The sequence below is a fragment of the Nocardia veterana NBRC 100344 genome, assembly GCF_000308855.1.
GTDB classification, from domain to species: domain Bacteria; phylum Actinomycetota; class Actinomycetes; order Mycobacteriales; family Mycobacteriaceae; genus Nocardia; species Nocardia veterana.
On sequence record NZ_BAGM01000106.1, the window covers coordinates 1 to 16,737 of the forward strand.

Here is a 16,737-nt window from a genome sequence, read left to right on the forward strand (position 1 = left end):
TGCGGCTCGGCCGGTGCCGGCGGCGGCGGTGGTCTCCCGTTCCGGGATCGATCCGCGCGCGGTGATCGGGCTGGTGCAGGAACATACGCTGCCGCTGCGGCGCAGCTATTGGCGCAGTGCGGGCAGCCTGCGCGACAGCATCGCCGAACTGGACGCCCTGTGGCCGGTGACCGACCTCGAGGTCGATGGCGGCGGGGCCGATCGGGTCCGGGGCCGGCAGGCGGCGGCGCTGCTGGCGGTGGCGCGATGGTCCGGTTACAGCGCGCTGGCGCGGACCGAAACGCGGGGGATGCATCGGCGCACCGATCATCCCGGCGTGCTGCGCGATTGGCGCCGTCGCCTGCTCACCGGGGGTGTGGACGAGGTGTGGGTACGGCCGGAAGGGTTCGGTCCCGCCTGCGCCGGAAGCGGTACGGCGCCGGCGTGAGCCCGGCCCGATCGACCCGGCCTCACATCCCGGCCGGCGGCGGCGTCGGACTGTTCACCGCGGCCCGGCGGCCCGGGCGAGTTTCCCCTTACGCGCAGGTAATTCGCGGCCCCTACCCTCGGGAGATGGCAGTACATATCCGGTCACCAGCAGGACCTCCCAGGGGTGATCAGGCAACGGATTTGGCAAGCGCGCGCAGCTACTGGCAGAATGTGCGGATTCCCGGCCGACGCCACCGCCCGGTCCGGGACGGTTGGTGACCTTCGGTTCGTGACGCACGGCTCCGATCCGCGGATCACCCCGCAGCCTTGCCCGGACCACCCGTCCGGTTCTCGCTCGACGGATCGTGCGCGGCCCAACCCGTGAAGTGCAAGCCCGCAAAGACGCGAACGCGCGTATGCCGCAGTGGTGCTGATGCAGTGCCGGCGACGGCGTACCGCGAGGTAATCACCGAATGGTTTTGCGCGGCCGCGTGAACGCCTGGTCGGTGCACAACGTTCGAATTCCGAAGACCTTCAATACGAAAAACCCGGCGGTAACCGTGAGCCGGTTCAGCCCGGACCGAGCAGGAGTGAAATCGTGTCATCTGTGACTGACGCACCGAATGCCACTACAGCGAGCCGTGAAACCGATACGACCGATCTGTCCGCTATCACGCACGAGGAAATTTTCGCCGGCCATCTCGGTGGCAAACTTTCGGTGGAATTGTCCGCACCGCTGGAGACCCAGCGGGATCTGTCCATCGCCTACACGCCCGGCGTCGCGCAGGTGAGTCGCGCCATCCACAAGGACGAGGCCCTCGCCAAGCGCTACACCTGGACCGACCGGCTGGTGGTCGTGGTCAGCGACGGCACCGCGGTGCTCGGCCTGGGCGATATCGGTCCCCGCGCCTCGCTGCCGGTCATGGAGGGCAAGGCGGCGCTGTTCAAGAAGTTCGCCGGGCTGGATTCGATTCCGATCGTGCTCGACACCAAGGATGTCGACGAGATCGTGGAAACCCTGGTGCGCCTGCGCCCGAGCTTCGGCGCGGTGAACCTGGAGGACATCTCCGCGCCGCGGTGCTTCGAGATCGAGAAGCGCGTTGTCGAGGCGCTGGACTGCCCGGTCATGCACGACGACCAGCACGGCACCGCGATCGTGGTGCTCGCCGCGCTCAACGGTGCGGCCAAGGTGCAGGGCCGGGACATCTCCGGCCTGAAGGTCGTGGTGTCCGGCGCCGGGGCCGCGGGTGTTGCCTGCTCGAACATCCTGCTGGCCGCGGGTGTGTCCGATGTGGTGGTGCTCGACTCCAAGGGCATCGTCAGCCGGGACCGCGCCGACCTGAACGAGGTGAAGGCCGACCTGGCGCAGCGCACCAACCCGCGTGGCATCACCGGCGGTGCGGCCGAGGCGCTGGCCGGCGCCGATGTGTTCCTGGGCCTGTCGGCGGGCACCATCGCCGAGGATCTGATCGCCTCGATGGCCCCGGAGTCGATCGTGTTCGCCATGTCCAACCCGGATCCGGAAATCCACCCCGACGTGGCGCACCGCTACGCCGCGATCGTGGCCACCGGGCGCAGCGACTTCCCGAACCAGATCAACAACGTGCTCGCCTTCCCCGGTGTGTTCAAGGGTGCGCTGGACGCGGGCGCCCGCCGGATCACCGAGGGTATGAAGGTCGCCGCGGCCAACGCGATCTTCGGCGTGGTGGCCGACGAGCTCGCCCCGGACAAGATCATCCCGAGCCCGCTGGACCCGCGCGTCGCCCCCGCGGTGGCCGAGGCTGTGGCCGCCGCGGCGCGCGCCGAAGGTGTTGCCTGACAAGATTTTCCGCGCCAACGGCGAGGGCGCCCCGGTTCACCCGAACCGGGGCGCCCTCGCCGTTGGCCGACCGGTGCCGAGGCGCCGGCCGAGTGGCTCAGTTCTTGTGGCAGGAGCGGTGGTAGTCGATCACCGGCTGCCGAACCGCTCGGAAGTCCTGCAACTCCTGCTGGTGGCCCTGTCGATAGGACTTCCACTCGGCCTTGCGCTGATCCTTCGGCAGCGCCTTCACCTTGGCCAGTTCGCCGGCCAGGTCCGGATGGCTCGCCAGGAAGGCGGCGACCTGCGGGGCGGTCTGGGCCTGGACCTGGGCGCGGGCCTGCGGGCTGCACTGCGGGGCGTCGGCCGAGGCGACGCCGGGGACGGCGATGGCCAGGGCGGCGACGCCGGCGGTCCCGGCCAGCAGGGCGGCGACAGTGCGCTTCATACCGGTAACTCCATTCGTGACGGGATGGTTGTCGATTGCCGAATCTGCGCCCCGAATCTGATAGGAGCCTGAAGACGTCGAGTGGACCGGGCGGATCTTCAGCCGACCTTCAGCAATGGGGGGCGGGCCCCGGCGACAGCTCAGGGCCTACGTCGGCACGGCCGGGGCCTAGGTCCGCAGGTTCGGGGCCTGCGTCGGCAGGTCGAGGGCCTACGTCCGCGGGCGATCGGGAGGCCACGGGCACGGTGAGGATGAAGACCGCGCCCGTGCTGCCGGGCGGCGGTGCGACGCACCGCAGATCACCGCCGTGCGCCCGCGCGATACCGCGGGCGATGGCCAAACCCATCCCGGCCCCGTCGTGGCGGCGGTCGCGGCTCGGATCCAGGCGGACCAGTCGGTCGAAGACGCGCTCGCGCTCCGCGGGCGGTACCCCGGGGCCGGTATCGGCCACCACGATGGCGAACGACTCCGGCTCGCCGGGCGTAGGCGCCGCCGCGTCGGCCCCGGACCCCGGCCGCTCGGGTGTGCGAGAGACGGTGACGGTCAGCGTGCCCCCGTCCGGCATGGCCTGGCAGGCATTGGTGAGCAGATTCGCCAGCACCTGGTCCACCCGTTCCGGGTCGACGATCGCACGAAGCGGACCTCCGGTCAGCCGCACCTCGATCTCGGGATGCAGGATCCGGATCCGGTCCACCTGGTGGCGAACGAGGTCGTGGACGTCGACCGGCCGTGGATACAGGGTGAGGCCGGCGTCGATGCGGGCCATGTCCAGCAGATCCTCGACCAGCCGGCTCGCCCGCTGAGCTTCGCGTACCAGGAGGAGATACATGTGTTCGCGCTGTTCGGTCTCGATACCGGCCGGCTGGTGCAGAACGGCCTCGGCGATCGCCTTGATCCCCGCGATCGGGGTGCGCAGTTCGTGCGCGGCATCGCCGACGAAGGCGCGCATCTGCTGTTCGGAGGCGCGGGCCCGGGCCTCGGCGCCCTCGAGGGCGTCGAGCATGTCGTCGAATGCGGCGGCGGTACGGCCCAATTCGGTATCCCTGCGAGTGGGGGCCAGGCGGCGGCCCCGCCGTCCGTGGGCGATCTCGCCGGCCAGCCGGGTCATCGAATCCAGGGGCGCCAACGCCCGGCGCAGTCCGAACCATAGCGCGGCGGTGATGACGATCAGAGCGGTCGCGGTCACCCCGATGAGTACCGTCCCGAGCCGGGATCGCAGCTTGTCCAGGAGTGGGGTGTCGACCTGCACGGTGAGCCGGGCCCGGTCCGACGTGCCGGCGCCGTTGAGCACCACGGTTCGTGTGCGGGTCTGTTTCGCATGCCGGGTCGAGAGACTGCCGTAGACGCTGCCGTCGCCCAGGACCAGCCGCGCCCGCACCGAGCGATTGTCCACCCGCGCAATCAATTCCGCGGGGTCGACGCCCTGCTGTGCGAGTTGGCGCGCCAGCTGTACGCGGTCGGTGAGCACCGTGTTCTCGCTGCGCGCCACCACGATCCCGAAGAGACCGTGCACCGCGAGGGCCACCACGACCAACGCCGAGCCGGAAACCACTGCCGCCGTGAGTGTCACCCGGCGCCGCAGTGACCCGGTCGGCAGGGCTGCCGGTGCGGTGTGGTCCGCGCGATCGCTCATGGTGGACTCGTCCGCAGCGCGTATCCCATCCCGCGCACCGTGTGCAGCAGCCGCGGCCCGTGCTCCTCCAGTTTGCGGCGGACCGCGCTGACGTGGACCTCCACCAGGTTCGGGTCGTAGTCCTCGTAACCCCATACCGCCGTGAGGATCTGGGTCTTGGTGACCACCTGGTCGCGGTGCGCGGCCAGATACTCGAGGAGTTTGAATTCGGTCGCGGTCAGGGTGATCGGTTCGCTGCCGCGCAGCACGACACCGGTATCGGCCTCGACGACGAGATCCCCGACGGTGACGCGGCGATGGCCCCGGCCCATCCGGCGCAGGAGTGCTTCGACGCGGGCCACCAGTTCGGCGAGGTCGAACGGTTTCACCACGTAATCGTCGGAGCCGGAGCGCAATCCGCGGATTCTGTCCTCGACGCCGTCGCGCGCGGTCACCATCACCACGCCGGCGGCGCTGCGGGCGCGGACCACCTCGAGCAGACCGAAGCCGTCCCGCCCGGGCAGCATCACGTCGAGGACGACCACATCGGGACGAAATCGCGCCAGATCGGTCTCCAGCCGATCGCCGTGCTCGCGGGCCAGCACCTCGTGCCCCGCGGCATGCACCGCGGCCGCGACCGCCGTGCGGATGGCGTCGGCGTCCTCGATCAGCAGAATGCGTCCGGGCTGCACATCGCACATTATTCGTCGGCCCGGCTGGGACCTGGCTGAATGTCGCTCGAGAGTCCGCTGCGCATCTCCCGCGGGCCGTTACCTGTCGGTGGGCCGACGTAGAATGGACTGTACGCAGAACGTCCGAACAGATTGGTGCACTTGGGGATTCGAGAATTCATCGAACGGATGACGCGGCGTCGCGGGGCGGGTGCGGACACCTCGGACCGGCGCGAGCGGAACCGGCGAGCGGCCCGGGAGATCGCCTCGCTGCGCCGCGCGAACGAGCGGTCGCGGCCGTGGGAGGGCAACCCGTACGGGGATGCGGGCACTCGGGGTATCTCGGGTTGAGATGGTCGTGCCCGGCCGCCTCGGCAGAAGTCGGGCCTGCCGGAACCCCGGCAGGCCCGATTCGTCCGCGTGTGCGGTCGGTGCGGTGGCGATCAGTGCGGTACGGCGATCGACGAGACGAAGCGGGCCAGCTGTTCGTCGCTGATGTTGCGGGCCAGATCGGATTCGCAGATCATCCCGACCAAGACCTTCCCATGGCGGGTGTCGATCACCGGGAGCCGCTTGATCCGATGGGCCTCCATCAACTCGAGGACCTCGGTCACCGGTGCGTCGGCATCGATCCAGCGCGGCGTGCCCTGTGCCAGATCGCCGGCGCGGACCCGGCTCGGATCGTGGCCCGCGGCGATGCACCCCACCACGATGTCACGATCGGTGAGCATGCCGATCAGCCGATCGTCGTGGCAGATCGGCAGCGCGCCGACGTCCATGTTCCGCATCAGCTGCGCGGCTCGGTCGAGAGTTTCGTCGGCCGGAATACAGGTCGCATCGCGATGCATGATGTCGCGGGCTTTCATTGTGTCCACAGCGGACCTCCTGTCGGTTGGTTGTCGAGCCCGGACTGACGGCCACGTTCCATCGTGATCCGCCTCACACTCGCGGTCAATGTCTCGGCGTGATGCGATCGGAGGCCCGTCGAGCCCCTGCCGAAGTCCTGTCGTCCTCCGACGGCGTCCAGGTGCGGTATGCCCGACCGCGGAGCCTCGCCCTACGATTCCTGTGCCGGGACGGACCGGCCATCGGATGTCGCGCTGAGCAACGGGAGTGGGTGTCGCCGAATGGGATCGGCCGGATGGGTGCGGGCGACGGCCCGCGCGGCGGTCGCCGTGACCGTCGCCGCGCTCGCGGTGGCATGTGCGAACGGCGACGATCACCCCCGGATCACCGTCGGCGCCGGTGACTCGGCACAGTCGGAACTGCTGGCCGAGATCTACGCGCAAGCACTTGCCCGTACGGGGGCGCCCGCGGTGACCAGAAAACATCTCGGCGGGCGGGCCGACTACCTGGCCGCCCTCGACGCGGGCACGATCACCGTGGTCGGGGACACCGGTGGCGATCTGCTGCGGACCTTCGACTCGTCCTCCCGGGCCACGGCGCCCGATTCGGCCGCGGCCGCGAATATCGCCCGCGAGAGGGCCACCGACGGTGGGCTCGCGCCCGGCGTCTCCGCCACCGCCACACCCGGTTCGCCATCCGCCGGTTCGGTCGCCGACGATCTCAGCCGGGCGGTGCCGGCGGGGCTGGCGGTGTCCGATCCCGCCGACGCCACCGATCTGCGCCCGCAGTTTGCGCTCGCACCGGCGGCCGCGAGCCGCTATCCGGCGGATCTCGCGGAATTGGCTCCCCACTGTGCTGAGCTGACGGTCGGCATCGCCACCGGCCACGAACTGGATCCGCTGCGGCTCCCACCGGATCCGCAGCGCGATGTGCTGGCGCCGCTGCATACGACCTACGGCTGTGACATCATCCGGCACCTCGAATTCGGCAGCGACACCGAGTTGCGCACGGCGCTGCTCGACGGGCGGGTGGACGCGGGCGTGTTCACGTCGTCGGTGGCCCTGCTACCGGGCGGTCCCGGCGATCTGGCCGTGGCCACCGATTCCGGCTACGCCTTCCGTGCCCAGAGCATCGTCCCGCTGCTGCGGCAAGGCGCCCTGGATCAGCGGCAGCTCGAGAAACTGAACTATGTGGCCGGCGAACTGAGCACCGCCGACCTCGCCGCGATGGTCCGGCGGGTGCGTGACGACCACGCCCCGGCCGCCGAGCAGGCACGCATCTGGTTGGACGAGCACGCCCTCTGACCACCCCGGCCGCGCCGGACGCCCGGCGATCCTTCATGATCAGGTTCGGCATACATTCGGGCGTACAGTGCGAATAGATCACCTGAGCGGGGGTCCGCATGGTCCTGGTCATCGCGTTGGGAGTGCTGGCCGCGTTCTTGTTCGCCGCGGCCGGATATCTGCAGCAACGCGCGGCACGCACCGTGGTCGCCGAACAGCCTCGGGCGGCCCGGGTCTTCGGTATGACCACGCTCATGCAGCGGCTGCTGCGCAGCGGCACCTGGCTGCGCGGCTGGCTGACGAATCTCGCCGGCTTCCTGACCCAGGCCGCGGCCCTGCATCTCGGTTCGGTGGCGGCGGTGCAGCCGTTGATGTCGACCCAGTTGCTGTTCGCGGTTCCGCTGGAGGCCTTCGGCCGGCGCCGGCGGCCGCGCGGCCGCGATATCGTGTTCGCCCTGCTGGTGTGTGCCGGCTTGGCCGTGTTGTTCGGCGTCGGGGGTGTGGCCCCGCTCGAGGGCGACCCCGACCGCGGCCGCGTCCTGCTGGCCACCTTCTCCGCGGCCGGGCTGGTGGGGCTGCTGGCCCTGATCAGCATTCGATGCCCGATCTGGGTGGCCGCGAATCTGGTGGCGGTCGCCGCCGGGGTCTGCTTCGCCATGAGCGCGGTGTTCATGAAGCTGACCACCGAGGATCTGATCTACCGCGGCGTGCCCGCGACGGCCGCGGACTGGCCCGGCTATCTGCTCGCCGTCTCCACGCTGAGCGGGCTGGTACTGGAACAGACCGCCTTCGCGGCCGGGCCGCTGCCGTGGGCCATCGCGGCGATGAGCGTGACGAATCCGATCGTCAGCTATGTGGTCGGTGTCCTGGCCTTCAAGGTCGCACCGCCGCACACCGCGGGCTCGCTGGCCGGGGTCGCGGTGGCCGGCGCCCTGATCGCGGCGGGTATCGGCGGGCTCGCCCATTCGCCGCTGGCCCGCGCGTTCTACGCCGGTAACAAGGAGATAACCGATGAATCGCCCAGCCTGATGTCGTAAAAGCTTGCGACGCATGTGTTATGACGGTTGTGTGGGCAATCCGTCGCGTCCGGTGCTGTGGCGGGACTGTGCGGTCGGGCTGGCCGTGTTCGGCCTGTATCTCGCGGTCGATGCGCTGCACAGCCCGGCTCGGCGGGAACTGGCCGACCGCAACGCCCATCGCATCTTCGACCTCGAGCAGTGGCTCGGCATCGACGTCGAGCGCTCGCTGAACCGCTGGTTGGAATCGCGCGACCTCCTGGCCACGCTGGCCAACTACGAATACGCCTTCACCTACATCATCAGCGCCTTCGCGCTGTTGTTCTGGCTGTACTTCCGCCGCCGCCCCGAATACGCCCGCGCCCGCGATTCGTTCCTGCTGTTGAACGTGCTGGCCATCGCGTGTTTCGCAGTGTTCCCGGTGACACCGCCCCGGCTGCTGCCGGACCTCGGCTTCACCGATACCGTGGTGGCCGGGCATACCTGGGGGTCGTGGGGGTCGTCGCTGGTGGCCGGGGCGAACCAATTGGCGGCGGTGCCGTCGCTGCACGTCGGGTGGGCGCTGTGGGTGAGCGTGGTGTTGGCCCGGGTCTCCGGCGGCCGGCTGATGCAGGTGCTCAGCGCCGTGCACGTGGGCCTGACCGGTTATGTGATCGTCGCGACCGCCAACCATTTCGTGCTCGACGCGGTAATCGCGGTGGTATTCGTCTGGGCGAGCATCCGGCTGGTCGACCACTGGTACGCGCGACCCCCCGTGGTCCCGCCGGCGGACGCGTTCTTCCTGCACATCGAGAAAACCGGTATCCCGCAGCAGGTGGGCGGCATGGTGGTGTTCCGGCCACGGGCCGACGGCGGGCCCGACCTGGCGGCGGTGCGGGACCTGGTCCGGGGCGAGCTGGCCCATCTGCCCCGTTTCCAGCAGCGTCTGGATCGGCCCGGACGGTGGCGGCGGGCGCGCTGGGTGGACTGTCCGGTCGACTGGGATTGGCATGTCACCGAGCGGTCGATCGACGGCGCGGGCGCGGATCATTCCGGCCCGACCGGCGGTGCGCGGCCGGACGGCGCGCTCGCGGCGCGTGCGGTTCCGGCCGTCGACAGCGGAATTAGTGGTGCCACAGGCGCTTTCGATATCGTCGCGGCGGCCGGAAACGATTTCGGCGCGGCATCGTCGAACGGTGATTCCGGAGCGGCGCAACCACCCGGCGCGGCCACGACGATGGCGCCGAGCGCCGTCGCGCGGCGGGTGCACGGAATCAGCCGGGTGGTAACAGATCTGGCGGCCGAGGTACTGCCGAAGGACCGGCCGCTGTGGCGGCTGGTGCTGGTGCGCGACCCGGAGGTGGGTGCGATCGGCGTGGTGCTGTTGCTGCATCACGTGGTCGCCGACGGGATCGGCACGGTGGTGCAGGCGCTGCGGTTGCTGCGGCCGACCATCGATCTGCCGGTGGCCGAACGTAAGCCGCCCGGCTGGGCGAGCACCGTCGCCGGCACCGCGGCCGGGCTGGCGCAGCTGGCCGCCGACGCTCAGCCGAAGGGAACATTGCCCGACGATTGCGTGCGGCGGATCTTCACCGTCTGCGCACTCGATCTGGAAACCGTTCGGGCCGTGGCTCGTTCGCATCGGGCCCGGGTGACCGATGTGCTGCTGAGTATCACCGTGACCGCGCTGCAGCGGCTGCGGCCCGACCTGGCGGAGCGGTTGCACGGCCGGATCCGGGTGGCCGTGCCGCTGATGGTGCGCGACCCCACATCCGGTGCGGAGGGCAATTCGACGGCGGCCGTGATGATCGACGTGCCGCTGACCGCGATGAGTCCCGCGGACCGGCTGGCCGACATCCGGACCCGCAGCGATCGGCTGCATTCGGGAACCCGGGCGCTCGCCTCCCGTTTCGTGATGGCTCGGGTACTGAAGCTGTTGCCGGAGCCCGTGGTCGGGGCCTTCGCGCGGTCGGTGTACGGTGGCCGCTTCTTCCACGCGATCGTCTCCAATATGGCCGGCCCGGACATCCCGATGACGTTCGCGAATATGCCTATAACCCAGGTCTTTCCGATTCTTCCGGCGGCGCCCGGCGTACCCCTGGTCGCGGGTGTGCTGAGCTGGAACGGGGAAGTCGGGATCGGCCTCTCGGTGGATCCGGCGATGCTCGACGCGCAGGCGGTGGCCGCCGAGTTGCCGGGTGTGTTGGCCGAACTCGCCGATTTCACATTCGTCCCGGATAAGCGCCCCCAGGCCCGCTCCGGCGAGTAGTCTTCGAGCGAGTTGATCACGGAGCCTACCGTCACCGAGGGAGGCCGGAATGTTCGATCGATCGTTCGCGGCGAAAGTGCTTGCGGTGTGCGGACTTACCGCACTGCTCGTCGTCGGCGCCGCATGCGGTAGCGATGATTCCGACGCCAAGTCCGCCGAATCATCGAGCAGTGGAGCGCCCACGGTGACGCAGGCGGTCAGCCGGAACGTCGAGCGCTTCTTCGACGGGTCCACCTCCGCCAACGAGAAGATCGCATTGCTGGAGAACGGCGCGGCCTTCGCCGAGGCGATCCGGGCGCAGGCGGATTCGCCGCTGGCCAAGTCCGCCTCGGCCAAGGTCACGAGTGTCGCCAGTACCGGCACCGACCATGCCGATGTCACCTTCGATGTGCTGTTCAACGGCAAACCGGCGCTGTCCGGCCAGCAGGGTGGGGCGGTGCGCATCGACGGCACCTGGAAGGTGACCGCGTCGACGTTCTGCGCGCTGCTCACCCTCGAAGGGGCGGCACCGCCGGCCTGCGGCGCGCCGGGCACGCCTGCCCCGGGCGGCAATTCGGCTCCGAACGCGACCCCGCCTCCCGGCGCCGCACCGGGTGCGCCGAATGCGACCCCGGCCCCGGTACCCGGCGTGCCGACGATCGTTCCCATGCCCACCAGTTGAGGACGCGATGACGTCGTGGGGCCGGCGAGGCATCCGATCGCGGTGGGCGTCGCGCGGCACCGCCTCGGCCGCACCGGATTCCGCAACGATGCCCGCCGAACCCGGGGCGCCGGCCGCCCCCGCTTCCCTTGCGGCGGGCCGGTTTCCGGTCCGCGGCAAGCGCCGGTACGTGGCGCTCGCGGTGGTGACCGCGGTTCTGTTCGTGACCTTCCTCGACACCACGATCGTCAGCGTCACGCTCGGCGCCATCCAGTCCGATGTGCACGCCGGGGTGGTGTCGCTGCAGTGGGTGGTCAATGCCTACACGCTGGTGTTCGCGAGTCTGATGCTCACCGCCGGCACCCTGGGTGACCGGTGGGGCCGCAAACGCGTCATGGTCGGCGGGCTGGTGGTGTTCTGCGTCGGATCCGTGTTGTCGGCCGTGGCGGGAAGCGTGTCGGTATTGATCGCCGGGCGGGCGGTGATGGGTGTCGGCGCGGCGGCTTCCGAACCCGGCACGCTGTCGGTGATTCGGCACATCTTCCCCGATCGCAGCGCGCGGGCGAAGGCGCTGGGGGCGTGGGCCGCGGTGTCCGGATTGGCGTTGGCTCTGGGGCCGGTGATCGGCGGGGTGCTGGTCGGCGCCTTCGGTTGGCGCTCGATCTTCTGGTTCAACCTGATCGTCGGTGTCGCGGTGCTGGTGGCGGCGCTGACGTTCGTGCCGGAGAGCGCCGATCCACAACCGGGTCCGGTGGACTGGGCCGGATTCGTACTGGGCGCGGCATTTCTCGGCTGCGTGATCTACGCGGCCATCGACGGTGAGCAGGTGGGCTATTCGGCCCCCTCGGTGATCACTTTGTTCGTGATCGGTGCGATCGCCTTCGTCGCCTTTCTGGTGGTCGAGATGCGGGTCCGCAACCCGATGTTCGACTTCCGCTATCTGGAGCGCCCGCTGGTGCGCAGTGCGCTGGTCGTCGCCTTCGCGGTCTACTTCGGCATCTTCTCGATCTTCTTCTTCACCGCGCTGTATCTGCAGGAGGTGGTGAACTATTCGGGCTGGCGGACCGCGGCGGTGTTCGGCCCGATGGCGGTGGCCATCATCGTCGGCTCGCTGATCTCGGGTTTCTGGGTGGCGCTGCGCGGATCCCGAACGCCGATGATCGCCGGCTGTGTGCTGGGCGCGGCCGGAATTCTGCTGACTCGCGAATGCCTCGGTGTCACCGTCGAATTCACGCCGCTGGCGCTGGCCCTGATGCTGGCCGGGCTCGGCTTCGGTATCGCGGTGGTGCCGTTGACCTCGGCGGTACTGTCCGGGGTTCCGGCCGAACATTCGGGTATGGCGGCGGCTGCGACCAACACCATGCGGCAGGTCGGGGCGGTGGTGGGGGTGGCGGCGCTGGGCTCGCTGGTCAACTCGTTCCTCAATTCCGATCTGCGAGATCGGTTGCGGCAGATCGGAGTTCCGGCCAACTTCCAGGCCATCGTGATCGACGCCATCGAAACGGGTAACGTGCCGGCCGGCGGTGACGCGTCCGCGTCGGCCGTGTACGGGCCGATCGTGAACCGGGTCATCCACGCCACCTATGAGGCGTTCCATCGCGGCCTCGAGGTGGCGCTGCTGGTATCGGCGATCCTGATCCTGGTCGCGGCCGCGGTGACGGCGCTGTGGCTGCCGCGCCGCCGGGATCGGGCAGGATACGTGCCCGAGGAGTGAGATCGGCCCGGAATCAGGCGGACAGGCTGCTGTCGCCGGCCGCCGCATGCAGCCATTCGGTCAGTGCCGGATGCATCGCGAGTGCGGGTAGCGCGCCGACCAGCGCGTCGATCAATTCCGTGCGGCCGATCCTTTCCTCGCGCAACCAGATCAGCGTGGTCTCCTCGACGAACGCGATCCAGCCGCGAAAGACCAGTCGCAGCCGCGGCAGTTCCGGATCGTCGGCATGCAGTGGGGTCTCGGCCAGAATCCGATCGACGATCGCGTCGCGAGTGGCATCGGCGAGTTCCACCAGTTCCGGGCTGCCGCTGGCCGGACCGCGCAGCAGGCCCTGATAGGAGATCCGGTTCTCGCTGACGTAGTCGACGTAGCGCTCCACCGCGTCGCGCAACATGGTCATCGGGTCGAGGCTGCGATCGGGCATGGTCCGGGCCAGCAGTTCCTCGTTGGCGCGGCGGACGATGGCGCGCTGGAAGTCCTGTTTCGAGGCGAAGTAGTGAAACAGCAGACCGCGCGAGATGCCCGCCTGTTTGGCGATCTCCCCGATCGAGACGTCTTCCAGCGTGCGGTCGCGCAGCATCTTCACCCCGAGGGAAACCAGCTGCTCACGGCGTTCATCCGGGCTCAGCCGCACCCGTTTGGTGCCGGGACCGTTGTCACTCACGTCCGCCATCCTACTGAACGCGAGTCAATACTGTTGACTCACGCTCAATAAGACCGTAGGCTTTAGTACATGAGTCGTAGGGTTACAGACAACGTGCCGGCCCGCCATGTTCGCACGCTGATCGTCGGCAGCGGATTCTCCGGCCTCGGTTTGGCGATCCGGCTGAGTCAGCAGGGGCGTGACGACTACCTCGTCCTCGAACGCGGCAACGACGTCGGCGGCACCTGGCGCGACAACACCTATCCGGGTGCGGCCTGCGATGTGCCGTCGCAGCTGTATTCCTACTCGTTCGCGCTCAACCCGAACTGGTCGCGGTCGTTCTCCAAGCAGCCGGAGATCCAGGCCTACATCCGCAGCGTGGCCGACAAGTACGGCGTGCGGGACAAGCACGTCTTCGGTTGTGAGATGACCGGAGCGCGCTGGAACGACGAGCAGGCGCGCTGGGAGGTGCAGACCAGCAAGGGTGCGTTCACCGCCGACATCCTGGTCTCGGCCGTCGGTGCGCTGTGTGAGCCGAACCTCCCGGACATCAAGGGCATCAACGACTTCCAGGGCCGAGTCTTCCACTCCGCGCGCTGGGATCACGAGGCCGACCTGACCGGTAAGCGGGTCGCCGTGATCGGTACCGGCGCCTCGGCCATCCAGATCGTGCCCTCGATCGCACCGAAGGTGGCCCACCTCGACGTCTACCAGCGCACCGCGCCGTGGCTGCTGCCGCGTTTCGACCGCGAATACACCGCGGTGGAGCGGCTGGCCTTCAAATACGTTCCCGGGGTGCAGAAGTTGTCGCGCGCGGCCATCTACGCCGCGCGCGAAACCCAGGTCGTCGGCCTCGCCAAATTCCCGCCGGCGATGCTGGCGCTGGAAGGTATCGCCCGCCTCAAGCTGCGGCTGGAGGTGCCGGATGCCGAACTGCGCGAGAAGGTCACGCCGAACTTCCGCATCGGCTGCAAGCGGATGCTGATCTCCAACGACTACTACCCGGCGCTCGGCCGCGACAATGTCGATGTCGTCACCGACGGCATCCGCGAGATCCGCGCGAATTCGATCGTCACCGCGGACGGTACCGAGCGCGAGATCGACGCCCTCGTTGTGGCGACCGGCTTCCACGTCACCGATTCACCGGTCTACGAGACCATCGCCGGTCGGGACGGGCGCACCCTCACCGAAGTGTTCGACGAGATCGGCCAGCAGGGCTACAAGGGCGCGGCGATCCACAACTTCCCGAACATGTTCTTCATGCTCGGCCCGAACGTCGGCCTCGGCCACACCTCGATGGTCTACATGATCGAATCGCAGATCAATTACATCGCCGATGCGATCGCCACCGTCGACAACCGCGGCCTGCGCACCGTCGAGGTGCGAAAAGACGTGCAGGACAAGTACAACCGCGACCTGCAGGACAGCATGTCCAACAGCGTCTGGCTCAACGGTGGTTGCGCCAGCTGGTATCTGGACAAGCACGGCAACAACACCACGCTGTGGCCCGATTTCACCTTCCGCTTCCGCAAGCTGACCGAGAAATTCGACGTCGCGGCGTACGACACAACCCAATCGACCGACGGGGCCGCGCGGCCCGATCTGAAAGTGGTGGCAGCACAGTGAGCAATGATGCTTACTTCACGGGCAAGGTATGCGTGATCACCGGCGCCGGCTCCGGTATCGGCCGGGCGCTGGCCGAGAACCTGGCCCGGCGCGGTGCCAAACTGGCCCTCTCCGACATCGACACCGAGGGCCTGGCCGAAACCGTCCGGCGCGTCGAGGCCCTGGGCGCGCAGGTGAAGTCCGATCGGCTCAACGTGGCCGAGCGGGAAGCGGTGCTGCTCTACGCGGACGAGGTGAAAAAGCACTTCGGCGTGATCCATCAGATCTACAACAACGCCGGTATCGCCTTCCACGGCGAGGTCAACGAATCCCAGTTCAAGGACATCGAGCGGGTCATGGATGTCGACTTCTGGGGCGTCGTCAACGGCACCAAGGCCTTCCTGCCGGCGATCATCGAATCCGGTGACGGTCACGTGGTCAACGTGTCCAGCCTGTTCGGCCTCATCGCCATTCCGGGCCAGAGTGCTTACAACGCAGCGAAATTCGCGGTGCGCGGATTCACCGAATCGCTGCGCCAGGAGATGCTGGCGCACAAGTACCCGGTGAAGGTCACCTGTGTGCACCCCGGCGGCATCAAGACCGCGGTGGCGCGTAACGCCACCTACGCCGAGGGACTCGATTCGGCCAAGCTGGCCCAGTTCTTCGACAAGCAGCTGGCGCTGCACACCCCGGAGATGGCCGCGCAGACCATCACCGAGGGCGTCCGCAAGGGGCACGGCCGGGTGCTGATCGGCTGGGAGGCCAAGGCGCTGGACCTGTTCGTCCGCACCACCGCCTCCTACTATCAGCGCATCCAGACCACGGTCATCAGCCGGTTCCTGCCCTGATTCGACGGTGACGTTCGCTGTGATGTCTGGCTTTTCGAAATCGCTGTCGTTGCCCCTGCCGCTGGCCCGGGCGATCCTGCGGCCGATGTTCCGCTATTCGATGCATCACCGCCTGCCCTGGGTGACCCAGCGGGCGCTGCTCGACGCGGGTTCGGTGCTGCAAACCCTGCCGGCCGGGACCCGGGTGCACCGGATGCGCCTGGGTGGCCGGCCCGCCGAGCGGGTCAGCGCCGGTGCGCCGGCCGGTCCGGGTGCGGTGCTGTATCTGCACGGCGGCGGGTACACCATCGGTTCGCCCGCCACCCATCGGTCGCTGGCCGCCCATCTGGCCCGCGAAATCGGTTGTCCGGTTTATGTTCCGGACTATCGGCTGGCGCCGGAACATCCGTATCCGGCCGCCGTCGACGACGCCGAGGCCGCCTTCCTGGAACTGGTGTCCACCGGGTTGGCGCCGCATCGGATCGCGGTCGCCGGTGATTCGGCCGGCGGCGGGCTGTCGCTGGCCCTGGCGCTGCGGCTGCGCGACGTGCACGGAATGCGCCCCGCCGCATTGGGATTGATCGCGCCGTGGGCGGATCCCAACGAGTTGCCCGATCGCGATCGGGACCTGGTGGTGAACAAGGCATGGTCGCGGTTGTGCGCGGCCGCCTATCTGGGCGACGGCGATCCACTGGATCCGGGTTACGCGCCGCTGCTCGGCAATCTGCGCGGGCTGCCCGACACCTACATCCAGGCCGATGCCGAGGAGCTGCTGCATCCGCAATGTGTGCGGCTGGCGGCGGCGCTGCGGTCCGCCGGGGTGCCGGTGCGGCTCTCGGTGACCAACGGGCTCTGGCATGTGTCGCAGTTGCAGGCCTCGCTCGTGGCGCCCGCGGCGGTCGCCGCCCGTGAGCTGGCAGGATTCCTCGCGGAATCGCTGCGACCCGCGCAAATCGGATCCATAGGATAGAAGCTGGT

14 protein-coding genes and 1 pseudogene are annotated in these 16,737 nt (G+C 68.9%); 10 read left to right on the forward strand and 5 right to left on the reverse strand.

Annotation, left to right across the window (positions count from 1 at the left end; translation table 11 throughout):
- Positions 1-427: pseudogene (locus ON37_RS31085) on the forward strand (pyridine nucleotide-disulfide oxidoreductase); the annotation flags it as partial.
- Positions 428-1,006: 579 nt separating this feature from the next.
- Positions 1,007-2,227, forward strand: a complete 1,221-nt coding sequence (locus ON37_RS20300; RefSeq protein WP_373282061.1) for an NAD(P)-dependent malic enzyme — start codon at positions 1,007-1,009, stop codon at positions 2,225-2,227.
- A 97-nt stretch (positions 2,228-2,324) separates the two neighbouring features.
- Here the strand turns inward: ON37_RS20300 and ON37_RS20305 are convergent, their stop codons facing one another.
- The 4 genes from ON37_RS20305 to ON37_RS20325 form a co-directional block, all read right to left on the reverse strand.
- The gene (locus tag ON37_RS20305) at positions 2,325-2,654 is read right to left on the reverse strand and encodes a hemophore-related protein (RefSeq protein ID WP_040721514.1); all 330 of its coding nucleotides are present in this window, start codon (positions 2,652-2,654) and stop codon (positions 2,325-2,327) included.
- Between the two features lie 109 nt (positions 2,655-2,763).
- Complete coding sequence (locus tag ON37_RS20310) at positions 2,764-4,287, reverse strand: HAMP domain-containing sensor histidine kinase (protein ID WP_083893146.1); 1,524 nt, start codon at positions 4,285-4,287, stop codon at positions 2,764-2,766.
- The gene (locus ON37_RS20315; RefSeq protein WP_040721515.1) at positions 4,284-4,967 is read right to left on the reverse strand and encodes a response regulator transcription factor; all 684 of its coding nucleotides are present in this window, start codon (positions 4,965-4,967) and stop codon (positions 4,284-4,286) included. The genes ON37_RS20310 and ON37_RS20315 overlap by 4 nt, the downstream gene beginning before the upstream one ends.
- Before the next feature lie 413 nt (positions 4,968-5,380).
- Positions 5,381-5,803 carry a CBS domain-containing protein gene (locus ON37_RS20325; RefSeq protein ID WP_040721517.1) on the reverse strand — a complete coding sequence of 141 codons (423 nt, stop codon included), beginning with the start codon at positions 5,801-5,803 and terminating at the stop codon, positions 5,381-5,383.
- Positions 5,804-6,064: 261 nt separating this feature from the next.
- Between ON37_RS20325 and ON37_RS20330 the strand changes: the two genes are divergently transcribed.
- From ON37_RS20330 to ON37_RS20355, 5 genes are all read left to right on the forward strand, one after another.
- Positions 6,065-7,087, forward strand: a complete 1,023-nt coding sequence (locus ON37_RS20330; protein ID WP_040721518.1) for a glycine betaine ABC transporter substrate-binding protein — start codon at positions 6,065-6,067, stop codon at positions 7,085-7,087.
- Positions 7,088-7,185: 98 nt separating this feature from the next.
- Positions 7,186-8,103: a DMT family transporter gene (locus ON37_RS20335; RefSeq protein ID WP_040721519.1), complete on the forward strand. Its 918-nt coding sequence runs from the start codon at positions 7,186-7,188 to the stop codon at positions 8,101-8,103.
- 31 nt (positions 8,104-8,134) lie between these two features.
- On the forward strand, positions 8,135-10,330 hold the full coding sequence (locus tag ON37_RS34495; RefSeq protein ID WP_051031830.1) for a bifunctional phosphatase PAP2/O-acyltransferase family protein: 2,196 nt from the start codon (positions 8,135-8,137) through the stop codon (positions 10,328-10,330).
- A 49-nt stretch (positions 10,331-10,379) separates the two neighbouring features.
- Complete coding sequence (locus ON37_RS31095) at positions 10,380-10,991, forward strand: MTB12 C-terminal domain-containing protein (RefSeq protein WP_051031831.1); 612 nt, start codon at positions 10,380-10,382, stop codon at positions 10,989-10,991.
- An 88-nt stretch (positions 10,992-11,079) separates the two neighbouring features.
- A complete protein-coding gene (locus ON37_RS20355) occupies positions 11,080-12,684 on the forward strand; it encodes an MFS transporter (RefSeq protein ID WP_083893150.1) in 1,605 nt (534 codons plus the stop codon).
- Between the two features lie 13 nt (positions 12,685-12,697).
- Here ON37_RS20355 and ON37_RS20360 read toward each other — a convergent pair whose 3' ends face one another.
- Positions 12,698-13,357, reverse strand: a complete 660-nt coding sequence (locus ON37_RS20360; protein ID WP_040721521.1) for a TetR/AcrR family transcriptional regulator — start codon at positions 13,355-13,357, stop codon at positions 12,698-12,700.
- 60 nt (positions 13,358-13,417) lie between these two features.
- On the opposite strand from ON37_RS20360, the gene ON37_RS20365 reads away from it, so the two are divergent.
- The 3 genes from ON37_RS20365 to ON37_RS20375 are packed head-to-tail and all read left to right on the forward strand — an operon-like array spanning position 13,418 to position 16,729.
- Entirely contained in the window at positions 13,418-14,953 is a 1,536-nt protein-coding gene (locus ON37_RS20365) for a flavin-containing monooxygenase (RefSeq protein ID WP_040721522.1), read from the forward strand.
- Positions 14,950-15,780: an SDR family NAD(P)-dependent oxidoreductase gene (locus tag ON37_RS20370; RefSeq protein WP_040721523.1), complete on the forward strand. Its 831-nt coding sequence runs from the start codon at positions 14,950-14,952 to the stop codon at positions 15,778-15,780. The genes ON37_RS20365 and ON37_RS20370 overlap by 4 nt, the downstream gene beginning before the upstream one ends.
- A gap of 22 nt (positions 15,781-15,802) precedes the next feature.
- Positions 15,803-16,729, forward strand: a complete 927-nt coding sequence (locus ON37_RS20375) for an alpha/beta hydrolase (protein WP_040721524.1) — start codon at positions 15,803-15,805, stop codon at positions 16,727-16,729.
- Positions 16,730-16,737: the final 8 nt, after the last annotated feature.